This is a genomic window from Psychrobacter sp. NC44 (assembly GCF_904846655.1).
In the GTDB taxonomy this organism is placed as follows: Bacteria; Pseudomonadota; Gammaproteobacteria; order Pseudomonadales; family Moraxellaceae; genus Psychrobacter.
In genome coordinates this window covers 86,543-108,020 of the sequence record NZ_CAJHBN010000003.1, presented here as the reverse complement: position 1 = coordinate 108,020, position 21,478 = coordinate 86,543, and the positions used below count along the sequence as shown (strand labels likewise).

Genomic DNA, 21,478 nt, shown 5'->3' with positions numbered 1-21,478 from the left:
CGGTGGTATAGTTAGAAATGATGTGACAATATTACAACGTCACGCAAGTGTGTCAGCCTCACGGTAAACGATGACTATATGGTGACGATATTCATTAGCCATGCTAGACTATTGCCATTTATTCCCTCTTATGTATTCCCTTTTGTCATATATTAGGATGTATCTCTTATGACCGCTATTCAGTTTATATTGATTGCCATTGCCGCATTTATCATGCTTGCAGGGCTATTTATGGTCATTCGTAGCTTTAAGCGCCGCAATAATGCTGAAGCGGTAGCGGTCAATTATGATAAAAACGGTATTCCTATCATACCGCGTCATGAACGCAATATCGTCGATCAGCCAGACTTAGACGATACAGTCGCTGGCGAAACAAGTATCGCTCCTGATCGCAGTTATCTAAATGCGGTGGTCGAAGACGAGCCTTTGACCCAATCTCATACCCATGTTGATACGCAGCTGACAGCTGGGCATGCGGATGTTAATGACACCGATACTGACACAATAGATGATGCTGACTATGTGCGCTGGCAAGCAGAGCAGCAGCGTGCTGACAACAGCGAGTTTGCAGAAGCCGCTGAGCAGATGCATATCGAGCAAGAGCAGGATGCGTTTTCAAGCCTGATGTCTGCAACTGACAGCTTGATGCCCTCTATTGATACCGCAGACGAGCCAAGCTTCGATAATAACAGTCCGATACTCGATCAGCATCTCTCAGAGCCAGTGGATGAAGCGCAAAACGGTCCACTCATCAATGCCAAAGACAATATTAATATCACTATTTTGCCGCATCAATATCGCGACCGTCCAGCCGCAATTATCCGTGGTCGTGATTTATTGGCATTAATTGATAAGTATGGTCTGCGCTATGGCGCGATGAACATGTTCCATCGTTATGAGCAAAAAGACGGCACGGGCATGCTATGGTTCAGTATGATGGGTATCACTGATAGTGGTATCGCGCCTTTTGATCCGCATAGCGTGGCGACCAATACTTATAATGGTGTGGTAGTATTCTTATCTTTGCCGCATCCACAAGCGCTGCGTAGCTTCGATAGTATGATGAGTATTGCTTACATGATGGCAAGTGATTTGGATGCCATTATGCTCGATGAAGAGAACGAACCAATCACCCCTGAATACAAGCAGCAATTGCGTAATCAAGTTCGCGATTATGAAGGTTAGTTTTAATGTATGAATACAGGTTGATCAATAAAAGCTGATTCATATTAGCAGTATTCTAAAAGGCAAATAGCGATTGACGTTATTTGCCTTTTTTAATGGGCTTTAGTTTCTGCAAAATGCTAGAGTCGGTTCAAGATAATTTAGATACAAGGAAGGTGAGTGAAAGTACTACACATAGTAGACTGAGCGAGCCTGACACAGTATCTAATTTATATAAGATCGACTATATCCGAGCATCCTACAAACTTGTTATCATATCGGCATCTTGAATTGCAAAGAAAAGACGCCGACTATGACTGACCCTATCTCACCGCTTACCTCTAAAAACATTAATAAAGACATCAATACTACTAACCCTATAAAAAATAATGATGCTATCGTCACCCAGATGCGCACGTTTATCGATGCGCTTAAGCAGCACAATTATGCTTACTATGTGCTTGATAATCCCATTTTAGAAGACAGCGAATACGATCAGTTGCGTCGCTCTTTATTGGCGCTTGAAGAACAATATCCGGATTTAGTACAGCCAGACAGCCCAATTAACCAAGTTGGCGACATGCCGCTATCGGCTTTTACCCAAGTCACTCATGATATTCCCATGCTCTCGCTTGGCAATGTCTTTGATTATGATGAATTACATGGCTTTATGCGCCGCGTGAATGATCGCCTCAACGATGCACAGCAAAACCCTGAATACGAGATGGAGCTAAAGCTTGATGGCTTGGCGGTATCACTCAAATACGCTTATGGCAAATTTGTCCAAGCGGTGACACGCGGTGATGGGCAAACGGGCGAGGACATCACCCAAAATGCCAAAACCATTCGCAATTTGCCACTTTGGCTCGCGGCTGCAAGCGAGATTCCATTATTAGAAGTGCGCGGTGAAGTGCTGATGCCGAAAGCGGGCTTTGAGCGTTTGAATCGCCTTGCTGAAGAAAAGGGCGACAAAACTTTTGCCAATCCACGCAATGCCGCTGCTGGAAGTTTGCGTCAGCTAGATCCCGCCATTGCTGCTAGCCGTCCGCTCGCATTTTACTGTTATTCAGTCAACCAAGGTTTACCTGAGCATATCAAAACCCAATCAGCAGCGCTTGCATGGCTAAAGACCATTGGCTTTACCGTCAGTGCAGTCGAGGTGGTACAAAATCCACGCGAGGCTCAAGCCTATTATGAATCGGTAAAGGAGACACGTGGCGAGCTGCCGTTTGAGATTGATGGCATGGTCATCAAGGTCAATAGCTTGGCATTGCAGCAGCAGCTTGGGTTCTTATCGCGAGAGCCGCGCTGGGCAACCGCTTATAAATTCCCTGCCGAAACCGTCATGACACGCTTGCATGCTATCGAGTGGCAAGTCGGACGCACGGGCGCGATTACGCCTGTTGGCAAATTAGAACCTGTAAAAGTCGGCGGCGTCACGGTCAGCAATGTCACCTTGCATAACTTTGGCGAGATTCAGCGCTTGGATGTGCGCGCAGGCGATATGGTCAGCGTTCACCGTGCAGGCGATGTGATTCCTAAAGTGACCCGTGTTTGGACAGATCAACGTCCAGCAGATTCTGAACCCGTTAAGTTGCCATCGACCTGCCCAGTATGCGACTCGCCTGTGGTGTTGCCCAAAGATGAAGCGTTGGCGCGTTGTACTGGTGGGCTATTTTGTCCCGCGCAGCAGGTGGAGGCGCTCATTCACTTTGTCTCGCGTCGGGCAATGGATATCGATGGCTTAGGCGCAAGTTGGTTGATTAGCTTTTTTGAGCATGGCTTGGTGAAGACAGTCGCTGATATCTATCAATTGCACAATCATCAAGACGAGCTGATTACGCTTGAGAAACTGGGCGAAAAATCAGTACAAAACATCCTCAGTGCTATCGAAGCCAGTAAGCATACAACATTGGCTCGCTTTATCTATGCGCTGGGTATTCGCGGTGTCGGTGAGACGACGGCGCAGAACTTGGCGCAGCAATTTGGCGACCTTGATAGCCTGATGGCTGCTGATATCGATAAGCTACTGCAAACGCCTGATGTCGGCGCGATCACTGCTGAACTTGCTTATAAATTCTTCCGCGCACCGCATAATATCGAAGTCATCACGGCATTGCGAGAAGCTGGCGTGCACTGGGATAAGGTTGAGCAAGTCGCGTCAGAAGGATTGCCACTCGATGGGCAAACGTGGGTCATTACGGGCGCACTTGATAGCATGGCACGCGATGAGGCCAAAGCCAAACTGCAAGCGCTCGGTGCCAAAGTTTCAGGTAGTATCTCGGCAAAAACGACTGCGCTACTGGCAGGTGATAAGGCTGGCTCGAAAATGGCAAAAGCGGAGAAACTGGGTGTTAAAATTGTGAGTGAAGAAGAGTTTTTGGCTTTGGTTGGGGAGTAGGTGATAAACGTTAAAATGAAGCCAGATGTGTAGAGTGTGCCCAGCGCACCTTTAAGAAACGGATTTTTGAGTTTAAAGCATTGTACGATGAGTAATTGAACGTTGAATAATTTATGTAAATAACTGCATTTAATCTAATTTTCCATATTTATGCGTCGGTGCGTAGGGCGCACCCTACAACTACTTTTACATACCACTGAAAAGTAAGATAATGTTTGAGATATATTATTTCAATTTAGTGTTCTATCTATTTCTAAGTGGTGCATGAGGCATATCTTACCACCCGACCCAATTCATCGATTAATATGACGCGAGATACCTAAGCTATGGAAGATCCAATTGAAGAATTGAGAAAAGAATTACAGCAAGCCTTTCTAACTAAAACCTCGTATTGGAAAGATGAGGTCTATGATTCTCAACAATATCAGCAAGAAATAAAAAATATTCAAACAATTTCAATGGACTTTATCAATGCTGTTAGGCTCATTTCAATGTATTCAACAAGAGGTGCAGATATTTACAATAATTTCTTATGTATAAGGACTATTGACGATTTGATTCAATCAGCTATTGGAATTAAGGTAATGATTGAAAATGGCATTCATAATACAGCTAGAAGAGAGCTGAGATATTTAATTGAAATGACTACTAAATATGTAATTGTTGATTATGCAAAAATGGGGTGTAGTTTCGACTCTAAAACAGAATACTTAAGAGATAGTGTTCCAAATTCATCAATAAAAGTTATAGATGACTACTCAACACCATTTTCGGGTGATTTAAAAAACACTTTCCGAAGTGAGGTTAAAGATTTTTTTTATGACGCTTGTGCTTATGTTCATCCATCAAAGAAACAGATAGACGAACAAATGAAAAACTACGAGAGAAATAATACAATTGGGTTTGAATCAGCTAAAATGTTTACGGATATAAATAAAGTTTTATTCAGAGCCTATGATATGATTTTAGTTATGACTTTTCATAGCTTCGGTCACTCAATGAGTAAGGATTTATTTGAGCAGGCATTCGATGAAAATCTTAGCTGGAAATTTCATAAAGGAAAATATATTAAGGAGTTTAGAAAAACACTTTTTAGCTAGATCGAAGGTTTAGCGTAGGGTGCGCCCAGCGCACCTAGAAAAAAACTACTCTAATTTATCTGAAAAACTCTCTGAAAAACCAATTGACTCATTACCCCAGTCTTCCGCATAAACATATCGCCTCACATAACGATGAAAGCTCGAATATGGCCAGTCTACTACCTTTTTAACTAACCCATGCTTAACAGGATTATAGTGCAAGTAATCCATATGTCTTATGAAATCTGTTTCGTCCTTTATTTCATGTTCATAAAACCGACGCTGCCAAATACCTCTTTCGTTTCTTTTAATTTTTGAACGGCTTAACATATCTATTGGTAAATGATATTGTGGACAAGCTTGGGTGGTTAATCGTTTTATCTGCGACCAACGCATACTATAATTAGCATCGTCAGTAGGCATTTTCCAAATACAGTGTAGATGATCGGGTAGTTGAACCCATGCAATGATTTTAAAAGGATATTGTTGTTGAACTTGCTTGATGCTTTTTTTAAAGACTTCTAAGAAGTCATCTTCACACAGTATTTTTCTTCGATCGTATGACACCAAAGTAAAAAAGTAGGTAGCACCTTTCGTGTATGAACGAATGTATTGTGACATTTATATTTACCGTATGAATTTTAATACCCTATCGGTGCGCAGGGCGCACCCTACAAATTAAATTACTCTACCACTTCTCCATGCGCCTTCATATCACTTTTCTTACCATCCGGTTTAATCTCAATCGGTAATACCAATCCTTTCGCAAAGTCATCAGACAGCACATAATCATAGCGACTGGCAGCGATATCAGGCGTGGTATGAATGATGAGTTTCATCTCATTGCCATCGGTTAGCTCATGCGAGACATAGCTTTCACTGAGCTGATCCAACGCTTTAGATAGTGCCTCATTACTCGCCATGCTTATCGTTAGATTATGCTGAGCGGTGGCATTATCCACTTTGAAATACTCTGCGTAGTCGCGCACATTTTGGCTATCGAGCGCAAACGGATATTGATAATTGGCAGGGTCAGCGGGCTTCTCACCGCTCGCTATGACAGACCAGTCGATAGTCTTAGTGGCTGTCGTTGAGGAGTCTGCGGTCGTCACCGCTGGCTCAGAATCTTGAGCGGCAGTTTCAGCACTGTTGTCGCAGCCAGCCAGTGCCCACATGCTGGCAGTAGCGATGATTATCATATTCATTAAGCGCTTAGCCATCGACGTATCCTTAGTATAATTAATCATAAACAATATCCTATCAGCGCTATTTTGACAGGTTTCTTGATGCTTCTCTAGACAAAAGCAGCAAACCGTTCATTCTAATCAATGCTTTACCTGAATCTGTGGTTTTGATGTCAGTTTTTATACAGACATTCAGCGCCATTATTGCTTAATCAACACGCAAAAAAAACAGCCATCCTATGATGACTGTTTTTTATAAGTAGCTAGTTTTTTACAACTGGCAGACTGTTTATAGCTAGCTAACTAGATTTGGCAGTTTACTTGATATTCTTTACCGTTTGCCCATTTGATGGCAAAAATACCTTTGTCGCCTTTCATATGCCATGCATAGACAGCTTCTGGGTTTGACTCATTAACGTAGCTTGCGGTATCACCTTGCACATCACCATTTAAGATGATTGGTTGCTCAGCCCATTTTACTTTAGGCAAGGTTGCATTGAGCATCACTTGTTTTTTATTAATAGATTGTTTAGCCATGATGGTGCTGTCGTCAGTACAGGTATAAGGTGCTGGTGCCATACGATCATAAGCGGCATCGGTGACGCTTTCTGATGCAGGCGTGTTTGATGCATTTGGCGTAGTAGGAGCTGTGGTCGCACAAGCACTTAATAGGGCAAGGGTAGGTAGGGCAACAGCAAATTTAGTTAGGGTGTTCATGGCATTCTCCAAAGATATAAAAATTATAATGTATTTATTTTTAATAATGCGTTAAGCATATAGCGCATATGGTAACGAAAACAGCGCTTGAAGAATGTTAGAAATTGTTTGTTACGTGTTCATTAAGTTACTTAATCACTGACTAATGTAACGCATCATTTGGTGCATTTTGGTCGGTATTTGAGCTTTGATTGTGGATTTATTAAAAATAAACCGATTGAAATGAAAAAGCGCCTATCGATCTTTTGACCGATAGACGCTTTTTTGATGAGCTTAAATAAGTGTTTGTCACTTATTTAAGCATCTGTATTTAGCAATAAGATACAGGGCTTTAACTACTTGGTTTTACGCGGTGGCAAACCAGTATGCTGGGTTTGGAAATTGCCTTTGCTCACGCGCTTTTTGGTGTTTTTGCTGACCGTGTTTTGACCCGCAGCGCCTTTAGCCGATGCGCCATTGATTGACGAATTATTATTACGCTTCACCGAATCATTACCGAGGCGGCTGTTCTTTTTACGCGCTGATTGGTAGCTGTCTTGTGCCGCATCGCGCCCTTCTAAACTGGCGTTGAACGGCGGGATTAAGCAGCCACGGTTTTTACCAATCAAATCACCACGACCCATGTCTTGCAGAGCTTTACGCAATAATACCCAGTTTTTTGGATCATGATAGCGCAAGAACGCTTTATGCAATTTACGCTGCTTACCCGATTTGACGATATCCATGTCACCTTCATCACGGCTGATCTTATGCAGTGGATCTTTATGCGTATGATACATAGTGGTCGCTGTCGCCATCGGGCTAGGATAGAACGCCTGAACTTGGTCAGCGCGGTAGCCATGGCTTTTTAGCCACAGCGCAAGGTTCATCATATCCTCATCTTTCGTGCCCGGATGCGCGGCGATAAAGTAAGGAATCAGATATTGCTCTTTGCCAGCTTCTTGGCTGTACTGCTCAAACATGGCTTTGAATTTATCATAGCTGCCCATGCCCGGCTTCATCATTTTCGATAAGACGTTTTCTTCAGAGTGTTCAGGCGCAATTTTTAGATAACCACCGACATGATGGCTGACCAATTCTTTGACGTATTCTGGATCTTTTACCGCCAAGTCATAGCGTAAGCCAGAAGCGATGAGAATCTTTTTTACACCTTTGATATCACGGGCTTTGCGATATAGTTTGGTCAAATTACTGTGATCGGTAATCAAATTTTCGCAGACGTCAGGATAGACACAAGATGGCTTACGGCAATTCTTTTCAATGGTTTCGTCTTTACAGCTCAGACGATACATATTGGCCGTTGGCCCGCCAAGGTCAGAGATAACGCCAGTGTAGTTAGGTGCGGTATCACGAATGGCTTCGACTTCTCGTAGGATAGATTCTTCCGAGCGGTTTTGGATAATGCGTCCTTCGTGCTCAGTGATTGAGCAGAAAGTACAACCACCAAAACAGCCGCGCATGATATTGACTGAGAATTTAATCATGTCATAAGCAGGGATGCGTGCATCGCCATAGCTTGGATGCGGCAAACGTGCGTACGGCAAGTCAAACACATAATCCATCTCTTCGGTCGAGAGTGGAATCGGTGGTGGATTGAGCCAGACATCGATGGAGGTGTGTGAGTTACCAGCGCCGCTACTATGACGTTGCACGAGGGCACGGGCATTACCTGGATTGGTCTCAAGATGTAAGATACGGCTGGCATGAGCGTATAAAACAGGGTCAGATTTGACGTGCTCATAATCAGGCAGACGAATGACTGTCTTTTCACGTGGCGGCATTTTTATTTTATGCTTACGCGCCGTCATTGGCTTGTCAAAACCACGCATTTGCACCACTTGAGTTTCTTCGTCAACTTGCTCAGCATTTAGAATTTTATTGGTAACTGGTTCAGACACAAAGCCCGGATACTGTGAAGCCATTCCTGAGAGCGCTTGCCCAACCGGTGAATCGCTGGGTTTGTCTTGCTCGATTGAGCATTGATCCACGTCTTCGGTCATCACATACGGATTGATAATCGGATCAACACGGCCAACGGTATCGACGTCATTACTAGCAACTTCAGTCATATCGTCTTGCCAATGGCGGCGCGTTGGTGTCAACAGATATGAGGTACCGCGCAATTTGCTCATCTGCTCAAAGCTATAGCCTTTAGACAGACCATGTACCACATCGACGATGGCGCGCTCAGCATTACCGTACAATAAAACATCGGCACGGGCATCCATCAAAATACTACGGCGGACTTTGTCCGACCAGTAATCATAATGCGCGATACGGCGTAGGCTGCCTTCGATACCACCTAGGATAATTGGCACGTCAGGATATGCTTCGCGGCAGCGCTGGCTATAGACGATAGCGGCTCGGTCAGGGCGTTTATTTGCCACGTTGCCCGGCGAGTACGCATCATCGCTACGAATCTTGCGATCGGCGGTATAGCGGTTGATCATGCTGTCCATGTTGCCTGCGGTCACGCCGTAAGCATAGACAGGTTTGCCCAATTCCATAAAGGCGTCTTTGCTCTTCCAATCTGGCTGAGCAATGATACCCACACGAAAGCCTTGTGATTCTAGTAGACGACCGATAATCGCCATGCCAAAGCTTGGATGATCGACATACGCATCGCCTGAAATGATGATGACATCACAGGCATCCCAGCCCAAATCGTCCATCTCTTTGCGGCTCATTGGCAAATAAGGCGCTGGCTCGTAACAGCTTGCCCAATGTTTGTCGTAGTCGTAAAGTGGTTTGGTGCCTTGTTTAAAGGCGGTGCGGGCGATGGTATCGGCAGACATGAGCGGACCTGTTAATTAGAAAAATGGCACTAAAAAAGCCGTTATTCATTAAAAATATTAACGGCTCATTTAAAAGCGCTCATTTTAACATGAATTGTCTTCATGATGTCATAAACGATGACAAAGGATTGACGATAAGTTATTGATAGTTTAAGTAATCTATGAATAAAAAGGCTTGTAGAAACTAAGCGCATCTTTATTTCAAATCATCGTTTATAGTAAGGATTTACTACTCTAATAACTGAAATGGGAAAGTGACAACGTCAAAAGCTAACGCAAAGGGCAGTAAGACCAGCTTTTGCGCCGTATTGGCGCCACTACGAGACACTTGATTTTGCTGGCTTTGGGTATAAAAACTGACCGTATAAGGCTTAGTTAAAGGGCGATAATTGGATTGGATTAAGCTGAGATTACTCACTTGCGGATAAATAGCGCCTTTGACAGGGACACTAAAGCAAAAGCGCTGAGCATTGATACGTTGATCACTGGCTGAGGTGCATTCGCGGCCATTGTTTTGCAAAAAGAACTGGTAGTCAGAACGCTTAAATTCGTCTTTTAGTTTGGCATAAGACAGCTTCATCTCTCCCTGAAAGTAGCCATCATTATTGGGCACATAAAAATTCATCTCATTATCGACTTGGATATTTTTTGGTGTCAAATTGGTCAGTAAATTCACCATCTCTGTCCCACCTTGGGTCAGCACATAGCTGTTCTTTTCGCCAACGATAACCATCGTCGCATTTGGCATTTTTGGTAATGCCTGTGCAGGGCGACCAAAGGCCACAATTTGATCTTCTGACAACACACTTTTAGTTGTCGTTGTGCTGACTCGATTGTCACTGTCTAATAATGAACTGGTTGCACAGCCAGAGCTGGCTAGCAATGCCGCAAGTGATGTACCGACTATCACTGTCTTAAAGCTTAATGCTTTTAGTACTGGATTATTACTTTCTTCTTTTCTAATGGTACGGGTGTTTTTAATCATGGTAAGGCTTCCTTGTCTACTAGGCGATGGACTACTGGTGCGGCATCTATTATTTACTGCCAAACTTTCGTTGATATCGTACCTTGTTTGACCGCGACTTATCTACTTTTAATTAAACAGCCAAGCAGTTTTCATAATCAAATTAATCGAGCAAAATCTTTGTCCCACTTTTAGTAAAGTTCATCACAAATTGGCTTTTAAAGTTGCGCACATTATTCTCATAGGTGAGCAAACCAGTCGTGAAGCGATGGTAATCACTCATATTTTTGGCATTGACCATCAACATAAAATCCGCATCACCGGACACCTCATAACAGCTCATCACTTGTGGTTGTGTATTCATCAAGCGCTCAAACCGATGTTGCATCGAAGTGTTTGAGCGCGCCATCTCTATCATCACCACCGCGGTCAGTCCGTAACCCACCTTATTTGGGTCAACGATAGCGACTTGCTTGGTAATGACGCCATTGCTGATTAATGCTTGGATACGGCGCTGGGCAGTAGCGATAGACACATGCACTTGTTCTGCCACCGTTTTTAATGGCAAGGTCGCATCGTCCTGTAGCAAATTTAAAATCGCTTTATCGATATCATCTAAAACTTGGCTCATGGTGTTCTCTCTTTTAGAAAGCGTTTCATTCACTGGATTTTTTATAATTATTATCACTATAAGTCAAAATATAAGAAAATATTTATTTTCAAAGGCTATAAAAGATAAATTTATTCATAAATAAATTTTTATAGCAATAATCTCTCAGCGACACTCAGTAAAATAGGCGCTATTAATCAAGGTCTAACAATCAAAACTTAGCAATTAAAGCCTAGCAACCAAAGCTTAACCATAACAAGTAAAAGCTCACAGCTGGTTTTCTAATATCTATTTAAACTTACGGTGATTTTATGTCTACTTCAATGCTCTCTACTGTCTTCGCAAATACGCTCGCAACGACTGTCTCACGCTTGCCATTGCCAGCGATTTGGACAGCGGGTAGCGCACAGCAACGCACATTAATTTTGGGCGTCATACTAGCAATCTTGTCGAACCTTTTATTTGGCGTGCTGTATGCTTACAGCAGCTTTTTGGCGCCGTTATCAGGTACGCAAGTTTTTATCTGGCGGATGCTAGCAATGTGGGCGGCATTGATATGCTATCTACTGGTTAGTGGACGTTTAGGCTTGCATGTCAATAAAATAAAAAATCTAGTATCAATTAAACAGTGGGCGTGGTTACTATTGCCGACACCGATATTCTTAAGCCAGTTTTGGTTATTTATGTGGGCACCGGTCAATGGGCAGGGCGTACAAACCGCGATGGGTTATTTTTTATTTCCGCTGATGATGGTTATATTTGGTTGCGTGCTATTTGGTGAAAAATTAAGCCGTTTGCAATGGTTGGCGGTTGCATTTGCTGCATTAGGAGTCGGCAGTGAAATTATCCGTACGCAAAGTGTCTCTTGGGCAACGCTTTGGGTCTGCGGCACGTATCCGCTGTATTATATTTTGCGTCGTCTGCAAGGGATTGGCGCGGTGACTGGATTATTGGTTGATTTAACGATATTCGCACCATTTGCTGTGGCTTATTTGTTTTTATTCGCACCGAGCAGTTTAAGCTTAGTGAGCGGTTCTGGCTTTTTTATCCTGATGCTGGCGGGACTTGGTGTCATGAGCGTGTTGGCCATGAAAACCAATGTGGATGCCAGCCAAATGCTGCCAGTAAATGTCTATGGCATGATGAGCTATTTAGAGCCTGCATTATTATTTATCTTAGCCGTAACTGTACTGGGCAATCCGTTTGAATCAGCGATGATTTATAGCTATGGTTTGATTTGGCTCGGTATTATCTGTCTGATTATGCACGGTATACGTCAATTACGCAGTGCTCATAAACAATCGCAAACGACAAAGATTGCGCCAGTTGTTTGAAAGTTAATAAGTAAGAGTAATCGAATAAATAAAAACGGGCGATTCAGCATAAAGTTGAATCGTCCGTTTTTTTAAGATTAACACCAATCTGTTGAAAGATGGCTTTAATCTAAATCCTTCTTAAAACCACGCTGCTTATCACGTTCCCAGTCACGGTCTTTAAGCGTTTTACGTTTGTCGTGCTGTTTTTTACCCAATGCCAAGCCAATTTGACATTTCACCAGCGAGTTTTTCCAATAGCAGGATAATGGCACGCAGGCATAGCCTTTTTGGTTGACTGCACCCATTAACTTTTCGATTTCGCGGCGATTAAGCAGCAGTTTACGGGTACGTATACTATCAGGACTGACATGCGTCGAGCTGGATAGTAGCGGCTGGATATGCGCGCCAAACAGGAATGCCTCATTATTACGAAAGATAATATAAGCTTCGGTAATGGTCATTTTGCCCGCGCGAATGGCTTTTACTTCCCAACCTTGTAACGACAATCCTGCCTCAAACGTTTCTTCAATAAAATACTCGTGTCGAGCTTTTTTATTGGCACAAATTTGATTCTCTGGTTTTTTTGATTTTTTTGACATAATTTCTCCATAAGGACTGCCTACAAATACAAAGTCCTTATATGACTATTCCTACTGATTCCTCATCCTAACTCAATAAATGGTATTGTCCTTTATTTGGTTTATAAAACGGATGAGTCGAACCGCCTATTGTAGCAAAGCCTCTAACAAAAATGTAAGTCGGCTATTAGGACAAATGTAGCCAATATAGTCGAAGTCATTTAAGGTGGGTACACAGCAATCGGGCGCAAACAGAAGACTGAGTACATTAAGTGAGTTTAAGGCGGTAACTATTTACAAATGCATCGACGATAAGTATTAAGTTTGAGCAAAATTTGCTAGCATATAGCCTAATATTACTGACCCTATTAGCCACGCTATGAGCCACTCTACTTCTTCGAAATTGCATACCAAGATTTTATATCCTGGTACCTTTGATCCTATTACCAATGGTCATGTGGACTTGGTCACACGCGCCACCAAACTGTTTGATGAGGTCGTTATTGCGGTTGCCTCAGGACATCACAAAAAGCCTTTATTTAACTTTGAGGAGCGCGTCGCCTTAGTCGAGACAGTATTTGCTGACTTGCCGCAAGTATCGGTGGTGGGTTTTGAAGGTCTACTCGTTGACTTTATGCGTGAAAAAAATGCCACTGCTGTCTTACGAGGTCTGCGTGCGATGTCAGATTTTGAATATGAATTTCAGCTGGCCAATATGAATCGTGAGCTTGATGAAAACTTTGAAGCAGTGTTTTTGACGCCATCGCAGAATTATTCCTTTATCTCATCGACAATGATTCGAGAAATCGCCAAACTCGGTGGTGATGTGACTAAATTTGTCCCGCCATGTGTGTCACAAGCTTTTGCTGAAAAACTCAATCTTAAATAGCAAAATACCTGCTGACAATGAAGATGTGTTGAATATTTAAACGCATCGAAATCCTCAAAGCCACCGATACAAGTGCTATAAGCAAAATATAAGGAGCAGTCTATGGCGTTATTAATTACTGATGAATGCATCAACTGTGATGTGTGCGAGCCTGCCTGCCCAAACGAAGCCATCTCAGAAGGCGATGATATTTATGTGATTGACCCTGATTTATGCACCGAATGTGTCGGGCACTTCGACGAGCCGCAATGCGTGGTCATTTGCCCTGTGGATTGCATCCCTCATGATCCCAATCATGTCGAGACCGAAAGCGATTTGTTGTCAAAATATAAACGCATTACTGGTCAATAAAATATGACAACATCACTCTTATCTACGAAATCAACGAACGACTTTGACCAGCAACATCTCTGGCATCCTTATGCTAGTCTACCGCCGACTTATCCTAATATTGTGATTGATCACGCTGATGGTATTTATATCGTTACTGAAGACGGCACGCGCTTGATCGATGGTATGTCATCGTGGTGGGCGAGCGTCCATGGCTATAATCATCCCAAACTAAACGCGGCAATTATTGATCAGTTGGGTAAAATGGCGCATGTCATGTTTGGTGGTTTGACCCATCAACCCGCGATAGACTTGGGTAAAAAGCTGCTTGCAATCGTTCCTGCTGGACTGGATGCCATATTTTATGCAGATAGCGGTAGCATTGCGGTAGAAGTGGCATTAAAGATGGCATTGCAATATCAAATTGCCGCTAAGCGTCCGCAAAAGTGCCAATTTGCCTCGACCCATTCTGGCTATTATGGTGATACGTGGCATGCGATGAGTGTCTGCGACCCTATCAATGGCATGCACAGCTTGTATGGTAAACAGTTACCGATGCAGCATTTTGTGCCAGCTCCGCCAATGGGCTTTGAGCGTGATATTAGCCAGTCTGAATATGATGAATTAACGGATTTCTTTGATAAAAATAGCGATCAGCTCGCCGGTTTTATTATCGAGCCGATTATTCAAGGCGCAGGCGGCATGCGTTTTTATAGCCCAGAATACTTACAACTGTTGCGAAAGCTCTGTGATGAATATGATGTTGTATTAATTGCTGATGAAATCGCCACAGGCTTTGGACGTAGTGGCAAGCTGTTCGCTTGTGAGCATGCGAGTATCAGCCCTGATATCATGACGATTGGCAAGGCATTAACTGGCGGTTATATGACTTTTGCGGCGACTTTATGTACGCGTAACATTGCCGATACCATTAGCCAAAGTGATTATCCGGCACTGATGCACGGTCCGACCTTTATGGGCAATCCGCTAGCTTGTGCCGTCGCTTGTGCCTCAATTGATTTAATACTCTCCTATGATATTGAAGCGCGTACAGCAAATATCCAAACAATAATGGAACAACAACTTGCTGTAGCAGCAAAGCTAGACGGTGTTAAGGAAGTACGCTGTCTAGGCGCAGTTGCCGTCATTGAGTTAAATGAAGCGGTTGGTATGCCAATCTTTCAGGCTTTATTGATTGAGAATGGTATTTGGGTCAGACCATTTGGGAAACTGGTTTATATCATGCCGCCTTATATCATCACGAATACTGAGCTTTTGACTTTATGTCAATCGCTATTAAAAGTAGTCAGTATTTATTTAACGCAAAAAGGTCAAGAATGAGCGTTCTCTTTATCTCCGGTATCGATACCGACATCGGCAAAACTTATACGACGGGTATGATTGCCAAAGCGCTGATGCATCAAGGCGTCAATGTCATTACCCAAAAGCTGGTGCAAACTGGTGTCGCAATAAATCTAGATAGTGGCGAGATAGGAATTGCTGATGATATTATTATCCATCGTCAGCTGATGAGCCTTCCGTTGCAACCTTGCGACCTCAATTTCACCACTTGTCCATATCGTTATGAGAAGCCTGCGTCACCGCATTTATCTGCCAAGCTTGCAGGGCAAACTCTTAATCCTGAATTGATTACTAAAGCGACGCAGCAATTGCAACAAAGCTACGATGTGGTGCTCTTAGAAGGTGCTGGTGGATTGCTCGTGCCAATAACTGAGCAATTATTAACCTTAGATTATATTGCAGCTCAAGGCTATCCGATTGTTTTGGTCACTTCTGGTCGGCTTGGTAGCATCAACCATACCTTGCTTAGTTTGGAGGCGATAAAATTTCGCGGTCTAGAAGTTCATAGTGTTATTTATAATCATATTCATGATAATGCTGCTCAGACGGATGCTGAGATTGCAAATAGTACCATGGATTTTTTACAAAATTATTTAGCTGCAAATTACCCCAAAGCGCATTGGTTACAGATACCGTATATAGATGGCAGTCATCAAGCCAATTATGAGGCGTTATCAAAAAGCTATTCATTGTCTTTACCAGTCGATTTCGTCTAAAAGCTTTATGAGTGTGGTTTCTTTTCTATCGCAAAATAGGCTTTTATCTCAAGTCTGCAAATAAATAGAAAACTCATTCCCAATTAGTCGATATGTTTGCTATACTAGCGCGCTTGGTAGACTAGGCAATCGCCGCTGCACACTGGCAACAGATGCGCAGGGGAGGAAAGTCCGGGCTACATAGGGCAGCGTGCCAGCTAACGGCTGGGCAGGGTAACTTGACGACCAGTGCAGCAGAGAGTAGACCGCCTTTGGCTTATATGAGTATCGCAAGATATTCATGTCATCGGTAAGGGTGAAAGGGTGCGGTAAGAGCGCACCGCGTGGCTGGCAACAGTTCACGGCATGGTAAACTCCACGCGTAGCAAGACCAAATAGGCATCGGCATGGCGCGGCCCGCGTTCGATGCGGGTAGGTTGCTTGAGCGTACGAGCGATTGTGCGCCTAGAGGAATGATTGTCCACGACAGAACCCGGCTTATCGGTTTACCAAACCTTTTTTATTGTTCGTGATAAAAATGCAGCTAATTTGAATAAATTTCATATTTTCTGCAAAAAATGCCCTTATAGGGGTTGACGACAGTCAACAGCTTGGGTAAAATGTGCATCCTAAAATGGCGATGTAGCTCAGCTGGTTAGAGCGCATGACTCATAATCGTGAGGTCAAGAGTTCAAGTCTCTTCATCGCCACCATTTTTAGCAAGACCTGTAATATTAAAAATGCCAATCATTATTTGATTGGTTTTTTTTTGCCTGAAATAAATTATTTAAGAATATGGTGAATGGCTCAATGGGCACCATAAAACATAATAATTACCCACTGATTTCTTGCTAAATCATAGCTTTATCTGTTTAGGTACAGATTAATTGTTGTAACTTATGTCCCGCTTACTTATCATAGGGGCTGTTTTCGGTAAAGTCCTGTAACGCCATGTCTGTACAACTACCTCCTTATCGTCCTATTAAGCATCGCAGTGGTCTAAAAGTCATGGGTGCCGCATTTCATGCTTTGCTGATGCGTGAGCTGCAAACGCGCTTTGGTGGTTATCGCTTGGGCTATCTGTGGGCGCCATTAGAGATAATGTTTCAAGTTGCTATTTATTTGATAATATTTGGCGCTATTATGACCCGTGTGCTGCCAGGAATGGACTACATGTTATTTCTGGTGGCAGGCCTAGTGCCTTTTCGTATGATGAGTACCATAGCAACACGATCGTTAGGAGCAGTTGAGGCCAATCAAGGGCTTTTAATGTATCGATCAGTACGTCACATTGACGTCATTATTGCCCGCTCATTTTTAGAACTAGTGATTTATTTTTTTACCTTTGTACTGCTGTTAGTCATACTTGCTTTTATTGGTATTCCTATCAGTCTTGCACATTTGAATGTGGTTTTGTTTTGCTGGTTAACTTTATTCTTATTTGGCTTTGGATTAGCTATGATAATGATGGTTGTTGGCTATTATGGGGGTGAAATCAGCAAAATTATTGGTTTGATTTTTACTATTTTATATTTTGTATCTGGAATTATGTATTCTATTCATATTATTCCTGAACCATATTTGAGTTATTTATTATATATTCCATTTGTCCATAATATTGAACTAATGAGAAATGCACTATCTCCTACTTATCCTGCGTATCATATTGACATAACGTATTTTTTAAAATGGATGGTCGCAGTCAATTTCTTAGGTTTATTGATGTATAAAGCGGTCGAAAAAGACCTTATCCGTTCAAAGTAGTGACAGGTAAATGAATGATTGAGATTAAAAATGTTTCTAAGTCCTTTATGACCAAGCAGGGTCGGCATTATCTATTTAAAGATTTGAATCTGACCATTGGTGATAAAAAAAGTGTGGGTTTACTCGGTCGTAATGGGGCAGGTAAATCAACTCTGCTGCGTATTATTTGCGGACTAGATAAGCCTGATCACGGAGAGATTATTACCGACTCGACGATTTCTTGGCCAGTAGGGGTAGCCGGCGGTTTCCAAGGTAGTTTGACGGGTCGTCAAAACGTCCGCTTTGTTTGCCGTCTTTATTCAAGCGGTCCCTATATTGACGAAAAAATTCGTTTTGTCGAAGAGTTCGCAGATATCGGAAACTATTTCGATATGCCGGTAAAAAGTTATTCATCAGGGATGAAAGCACGCTTAACGTTTGGCTTAAGCTTGGCCTTCGATTTTGATTATTATATGCTTGATGAAGCAGGCGCTGTGGGTGATGCGGCTTTTCGTAAGCGTAGTGAAGAGATATTGGCCGCGCGCCGTGAACAAGCAGGGTTTTTGATCGTATCGCATAACATCGGTGATATTAAGCGTAATTGTGATATTGGTATTGTGCTAATGGATCAAACAGCACACGTCTTTGAAGACACAACAGAAGCGATTGAGGTATATGAAGAGCATGTCCACAAAGCGAAAAAATAAGATAATTGACTTCTCGCTGTTTATTGGCTTGGTGGTCCTCCCTTGGGTGTTGGTGATATTTTATGTCATGACCATTGCTCATCCGCGGTTTATTTCGACGGCTGATGTGGTGGTCAAACAAGTCAGTGATACCAGTGTGCCTTCTGGCGGTGGACTGTCGGCCTTGCTGGGTGTGAACAGTACCAGTAAAGAAGATGCGACTTATCTGACCGAGTATATTCTATCCAATGATATGGTGAAGCGCCTTGATAATAAGTTCAAGTTCCGCGAAGCGTATCATGTCGATGGCTCAGATCCGCTTAATGAGATTGAGCCTGATGCCACACAAGAAGAGTTACTTGAGTACTTCAAAAAGCGTGTACACATCAATCTGGACGAGCAAAGCTATGTGCTGTCAGTATCGACAGAAGCCTTTGATCCAAAGTATGCTTTTGAGCTGAATAAAACGATCCTCAATGAGTCTGAGCAGTTCGTCAACCGTATTTCACAAGAGGTGGCTCGTGATCAGCTGGTATTTGCTGAGACACAGTTAGATGAATCACAAGATCGCCTAAATGATGCCAAAGAACAGTTATTGAAATATCAAAACGAAAATGAGATTTACGATCCACAGTCCAATGCTCAAATTGTGAATCAGCTGATTGGTAGTTTGCAAGCGCAATTAAGCTCATTACGTACCGAAGAGCGTCAATTACTCAGCTATCTAAATCCAGATGCACCGCAAGTAGTGTCATTAAGAAGCCAGATTAAAGCAGTCGAAGAGCAAATCAACCAAGAGCAAACCAAGCTGACATCACCGAATACCACCAAGTTGAACCGTCAAGCGGTACAGTTTGAGACTATCAAAGCAGATGTTGATTTCGCTACTGAGCTCTATAAATTGTCGTTATCTTCACTTGAAAAGGCACGTTTAGAAGCCTTTAAAAAGATGAAAAATTTGATTGTCATCTCAACACCGTATCAAGCTGAAGAAGCAACTTATCCACGCCGTGCATATATTATTTGGACGTCGCTAGCATTACTTTTGATGCTTTATGGATTTGTGCGCCTAGTGATGGCGGTTGTACGTGATCATCGTAGCTAGTTTTAACACACCAGATATCAGTAATGATCGATAGATCAGCAAAGGAATACCACTCATGAATATGAAACCACGTCCTATTGTGACCGTGATAAAAGTGTTAAGTTTGGCCATGGCAGCCAGCAGTGTATCAGCACTAGCAGCAGGCAGTTATGCTGATCAAATCTCAGGATCTAGCTTTGGCACCAGCAATAACAGCATGAGTCAAGACCAAAACCGCAATAACATCAATGTCTCAACACAGGCATTTGCAGGTGGTGTATCAGGACAGGCGACCGCGCAAGAAGCGGTTAATGCCTCAAGCTTGCCAAGTCAGTCAGTCATCAATACCACGCGCCCATATCAAGACATCAATACGCAAGACATGATGTTTGGTGAGCAGCTCTTCCGAGGAGCATTTTCGACCACTTCTGGCTCTACCTTTAATGACAGTTACGTGATCAACCCAGGTGATAACGTCCAAGTACGGATGTGGGGCGCTTATCAATATGCGGCTACCATGACCGTCGACCCACAAGGCAATATTTTCTTGCCAAATATCGGTCCAGTACGTGTCTCAGGTGTGCAAAATGGCAGTCTGCAAAATGTGGTAAAAAGTGCTGTCAGTCGTATTTATCGCTCGAACGTTGGCGTTTATGCTTCATTAGAGCAAGCACAGCCAGTAAAAGTATTTGTAACAGGTTTCGTCAAGCAACCAGGCTATTACGGCGGTTTAGCAGCAGACTCGGTATTGTCTTATTTGGATAGAGCGGGCGGTGTTGATCCGACTCGTGGTAGTTACATTGATATTCAAATCAAACGTAATGGGCAAATGCTGCAGCAAGTCAACCTGTATGATTTTCTACTGGCGGGTAAATTACAAGCATTCTCTTTTCGTGATGGCGATGTGATTACGGTCGCGCCGCAGAAAAAAACCTTTGAAGTAGGCGGTCAAGTCCAAAACGAATATACCTTTGAATTTGATGTGAACGATCTGACCATTGGTGATGTATTGCAAGTGGCCAATCCAGCAGCGAATGCCACCAACGTTAGTATCACTCGCAGTGCAGGACGTGCACAGACGGCGGAATATTACTCGTTGGCAGAAGCTCAAAACGTGCCTGTTTATAATGGTGATCAGATGGTAGTTACCTCCGATCGTTATGCGGGCACAATCGCGGTGCAAGTAAAAGGTGCGCATACAGGTAATGGTGCCATGGTTGTACCATATGGTGCTCGCTTAAAGGACATCGTGCCACAGCTACAGCCAAGCCCACTCGCTAAACTGACTCATTTGACCATTTATCGTGAGTCTGTTGCTGAGCAACAAAAACGCATGATTAATGAGTCGCTCGATCGCCTAGAAGAGCTGACGCTTGCCACGCAGTCGACCACTCGTGAAGAAGCAGCACTGCGTCAAGACGATGCAGCGTTGGTTAAGCAGTTTGTTGCCAAAGCGCGTAATGTTAAAACGACGGGTCAAATTGTTGTCGTCCCGAATTCGTGGCAGGATATTATTCTGCAGCAAGGTGATATCATTGAGATACCTGCGCAAACGTCTGTCATTACCGTTAATGGTCAAGTACGAGCACAAGGCGCGCTGACCTTTAATCCAGATTATACCGTTGGTGATTATGTTGCCAATTCAGGCGGTTTCTCTGACAATGCTGATGTTAAAGAAATCTTGATTATCCATCAAAATGGCGCCAGTGAGGTGGTCAATACCGCTTATCGTATCCAGCAAGGCGATGAGATTATGGTATTACCAAAAGTCAAAACTAAGCGCGTAGAAATTGCGCGTGGCTTATCGCAAATTGTTTATCAATTAGCCATCGCTGCTAAAGTGGTTCTCGATTTATAACCATTATTGAAAAGTTGTATAAC

General features: G+C 43.0%; 19 protein-coding genes, 1 tRNA gene and 1 other RNA gene. 14 read left to right on the top strand and 7 right to left on the bottom strand.

The window, feature by feature from the left end; translation table 11 throughout:
- Positions 1-168: 168 nt before the first annotated feature.
- The 3 genes from JMX95_RS03110 (at position 169) to JMX95_RS03100 (ending at position 4,665) form a co-directional block, all read left to right on the top strand.
- The gene (locus tag JMX95_RS03110) at positions 169-1,185 is read left to right on the top strand and encodes a cell division protein ZipA C-terminal FtsZ-binding domain-containing protein (protein ID WP_201552787.1); all 1,017 of its coding nucleotides are present in this window, start codon (positions 169-171) and stop codon (positions 1,183-1,185) included.
- A gap of 292 nt (positions 1,186-1,477) precedes the next feature.
- Complete coding sequence (gene ligA / locus JMX95_RS03105) at positions 1,478-3,565, top strand: NAD-dependent DNA ligase LigA (RefSeq protein ID WP_201560000.1); 2,088 nt, start codon at positions 1,478-1,480, stop codon at positions 3,563-3,565.
- A 326-nt stretch (positions 3,566-3,891) separates the two neighbouring features.
- Positions 3,892-4,665 (top strand): hypothetical protein, encoded by a 774-nt coding sequence (locus JMX95_RS03100; RefSeq protein ID WP_201559999.1) that lies wholly within the window; start codon positions 3,892-3,894, stop codon positions 4,663-4,665.
- 45 nt (positions 4,666-4,710) lie between these two features.
- Here JMX95_RS03100 and JMX95_RS03095 read toward each other — a convergent pair whose 3' ends face one another.
- From JMX95_RS03095 to JMX95_RS03070, 6 genes are all read right to left on the bottom strand, one after another.
- On the bottom strand, positions 4,711-5,265 hold the full coding sequence (locus tag JMX95_RS03095) for an REP-associated tyrosine transposase (RefSeq protein ID WP_201559998.1): 555 nt from the start codon (positions 5,263-5,265) through the stop codon (positions 4,711-4,713).
- Positions 5,266-5,327: 62 nt separating this feature from the next.
- Complete coding sequence (locus JMX95_RS03090) at positions 5,328-5,891, bottom strand: hypothetical protein (RefSeq protein WP_227675947.1); 564 nt, start codon at positions 5,889-5,891, stop codon at positions 5,328-5,330.
- 240 nt (positions 5,892-6,131) lie between these two features.
- Positions 6,132-6,545 carry a hypothetical protein gene (locus JMX95_RS03085; RefSeq protein ID WP_045443583.1) on the bottom strand — a complete coding sequence of 138 codons (414 nt, stop codon included), beginning with the start codon at positions 6,543-6,545 and terminating at the stop codon, positions 6,132-6,134.
- A gap of 335 nt (positions 6,546-6,880) precedes the next feature.
- Positions 6,881-9,340 carry a YgiQ family radical SAM protein gene (locus tag JMX95_RS03080; protein ID WP_201559997.1) on the bottom strand — a complete coding sequence of 820 codons (2,460 nt, stop codon included), beginning with the start codon at positions 9,338-9,340 and terminating at the stop codon, positions 6,881-6,883.
- Between the two features lie 229 nt (positions 9,341-9,569).
- Positions 9,570-10,325, bottom strand: a complete 756-nt coding sequence (locus JMX95_RS03075; protein WP_227675946.1) for a hypothetical protein — start codon at positions 10,323-10,325, stop codon at positions 9,570-9,572.
- Positions 10,326-10,467: 142 nt separating this feature from the next.
- Positions 10,468-10,935 (bottom strand): Lrp/AsnC family transcriptional regulator, encoded by a 468-nt coding sequence (locus JMX95_RS03070; RefSeq protein WP_045453648.1) that lies wholly within the window; start codon positions 10,933-10,935, stop codon positions 10,468-10,470.
- 290 nt (positions 10,936-11,225) lie between these two features.
- Between JMX95_RS03070 and rarD the strand changes: the two genes are divergently transcribed.
- Positions 11,226-12,248: an EamA family transporter RarD gene (gene rarD / locus JMX95_RS03065; protein WP_201552813.1), complete on the top strand. Its 1,023-nt coding sequence runs from the start codon at positions 11,226-11,228 to the stop codon at positions 12,246-12,248.
- Positions 12,249-12,352: 104 nt separating this feature from the next.
- Here the strand turns inward: rarD and smpB are convergent, their stop codons facing one another.
- Positions 12,353-12,829, bottom strand: coding sequence for an SsrA-binding protein SmpB (smpB, locus tag JMX95_RS03060; protein WP_011512728.1), 477 nt, complete (start codon positions 12,827-12,829; stop codon positions 12,353-12,355).
- A 358-nt stretch (positions 12,830-13,187) separates the two neighbouring features.
- Between smpB and coaD the strand changes: the two genes are divergently transcribed.
- The 10 genes from coaD to JMX95_RS03010 all read left to right on the top strand — a co-directional run bounded on the left by coaD (position 13,188) and on the right by JMX95_RS03010 (position 21,455).
- The gene (gene coaD, locus JMX95_RS03055) at positions 13,188-13,697 is read left to right on the top strand and encodes a pantetheine-phosphate adenylyltransferase (protein WP_201552815.1); all 510 of its coding nucleotides are present in this window, start codon (positions 13,188-13,190) and stop codon (positions 13,695-13,697) included.
- A gap of 102 nt (positions 13,698-13,799) precedes the next feature.
- Positions 13,800-14,048, top strand: coding sequence for a YfhL family 4Fe-4S dicluster ferredoxin (locus JMX95_RS03050; RefSeq protein ID WP_021814308.1), 249 nt, complete (start codon positions 13,800-13,802; stop codon positions 14,046-14,048).
- A gap of 3 nt (positions 14,049-14,051) precedes the next feature.
- Positions 14,052-15,368, top strand: coding sequence for an adenosylmethionine--8-amino-7-oxononanoate transaminase (gene bioA, locus JMX95_RS03045; RefSeq protein ID WP_201552817.1), 1,317 nt, complete (start codon positions 14,052-14,054; stop codon positions 15,366-15,368).
- A complete protein-coding gene (bioD, locus tag JMX95_RS03040; RefSeq protein WP_201552826.1) occupies positions 15,365-16,105 on the top strand; it encodes a dethiobiotin synthase in 741 nt (246 codons plus the stop codon). The genes bioA and bioD overlap by 4 nt, the downstream gene beginning before the upstream one ends.
- A 113-nt stretch (positions 16,106-16,218) precedes the next feature.
- Positions 16,219-16,601: RNase P RNA component class A (gene rnpB / locus JMX95_RS03035), an RNA gene on the top strand.
- A gap of 119 nt (positions 16,602-16,720) precedes the next feature.
- Positions 16,721-16,797: transfer RNA gene (locus JMX95_RS03030), tRNA-Met, on the top strand.
- A gap of 238 nt (positions 16,798-17,035) precedes the next feature.
- A complete protein-coding gene (locus tag JMX95_RS03025; RefSeq protein WP_201559996.1) occupies positions 17,036-17,848 on the top strand; it encodes an ABC transporter permease in 813 nt (270 codons plus the stop codon).
- A 14-nt stretch (positions 17,849-17,862) separates the two neighbouring features.
- Positions 17,863-18,534 carry an ABC transporter ATP-binding protein gene (locus JMX95_RS03020; RefSeq protein ID WP_045453663.1) on the top strand — a complete coding sequence of 224 codons (672 nt, stop codon included), beginning with the start codon at positions 17,863-17,865 and terminating at the stop codon, positions 18,532-18,534.
- On the top strand, positions 18,512-19,618 hold the full coding sequence (locus tag JMX95_RS03015) for a capsule biosynthesis protein (protein ID WP_226950228.1): 1,107 nt from the start codon (positions 18,512-18,514) through the stop codon (positions 19,616-19,618). The genes JMX95_RS03020 and JMX95_RS03015 overlap by 23 nt, the downstream gene beginning before the upstream one ends.
- A gap of 55 nt (positions 19,619-19,673) precedes the next feature.
- Positions 19,674-21,455, top strand: a complete 1,782-nt coding sequence (locus JMX95_RS03010) for a polysaccharide biosynthesis/export family protein (protein WP_201559995.1) — start codon at positions 19,674-19,676, stop codon at positions 21,453-21,455.
- The last annotated feature ends 23 nt before the right edge of the window (positions 21,456-21,478 follow it).

Bases quoted from the DNA above. Each gene is read 5' to 3' on its own strand.
- JMX95_RS03050 (WP_021814308.1), top strand. From the start codon at position 13,800: ATGGCGTTATTAATTACTGATGAATGCATCAACTGTGATGTGTGCGAG.
- JMX95_RS03015 (WP_226950228.1), top strand. From the start codon at position 18,512: ATGTCCACAAAGCGAAAAAATAAGATAATTGACTTCTCGCTGTTTATT.
- JMX95_RS03080 (WP_201559997.1), bottom strand. From the start codon at position 9,340: ATGTCTGCCGATACCATCGCCCGCACCGCCTTTAAACAAGGCACCAAA.
- smpB (WP_011512728.1), bottom strand. From the start codon at position 12,829: ATGTCAAAAAAATCAAAAAAACCAGAGAATCAAATTTGTGCCAATAAA.
- JMX95_RS03020 (WP_045453663.1), top strand. From the start codon at position 17,863: ATGATTGAGATTAAAAATGTTTCTAAGTCCTTTATGACCAAGCAGGGT.
- bioD (WP_201552826.1), top strand. From the start codon at position 15,365: ATGAGCGTTCTCTTTATCTCCGGTATCGATACCGACATCGGCAAAACT.
- coaD (WP_201552815.1), top strand. From the start codon at position 13,188: ATGAGCCACTCTACTTCTTCGAAATTGCATACCAAGATTTTATATCCT.
- JMX95_RS03100 (WP_201559999.1), top strand. From the start codon at position 3,892: ATGGAAGATCCAATTGAAGAATTGAGAAAAGAATTACAGCAAGCCTTT.
- JMX95_RS03070 (WP_045453648.1), bottom strand. From the start codon at position 10,935: ATGAGCCAAGTTTTAGATGATATCGATAAAGCGATTTTAAATTTGCTA.
- JMX95_RS03010 (WP_201559995.1), top strand. From the start codon at position 19,674: ATGAATATGAAACCACGTCCTATTGTGACCGTGATAAAAGTGTTAAGT.
- JMX95_RS03090 (WP_227675947.1), bottom strand. From the start codon at position 5,891: ATGATTAATTATACTAAGGATACGTCGATGGCTAAGCGCTTAATGAAT.
- bioA (WP_201552817.1), top strand. From the start codon at position 14,052: ATGACAACATCACTCTTATCTACGAAATCAACGAACGACTTTGACCAG.
- ligA (WP_201560000.1), top strand. From the start codon at position 1,478: ATGACTGACCCTATCTCACCGCTTACCTCTAAAAACATTAATAAAGAC.
- JMX95_RS03075 (WP_227675946.1), bottom strand. From the start codon at position 10,325: ATGATTAAAAACACCCGTACCATTAGAAAAGAAGAAAGTAATAATCCA.
- JMX95_RS03110 (WP_201552787.1), top strand. From the start codon at position 169: ATGACCGCTATTCAGTTTATATTGATTGCCATTGCCGCATTTATCATG.
- JMX95_RS03025 (WP_201559996.1), top strand. From the start codon at position 17,036: ATGTCTGTACAACTACCTCCTTATCGTCCTATTAAGCATCGCAGTGGT.
- JMX95_RS03085 (WP_045443583.1), bottom strand. From the start codon at position 6,545: ATGAACACCCTAACTAAATTTGCTGTTGCCCTACCTACCCTTGCCCTA.
- rarD (WP_201552813.1), top strand. From the start codon at position 11,226: ATGTCTACTTCAATGCTCTCTACTGTCTTCGCAAATACGCTCGCAACG.
- JMX95_RS03095 (WP_201559998.1), bottom strand. From the start codon at position 5,265: ATGTCACAATACATTCGTTCATACACGAAAGGTGCTACCTACTTTTTT.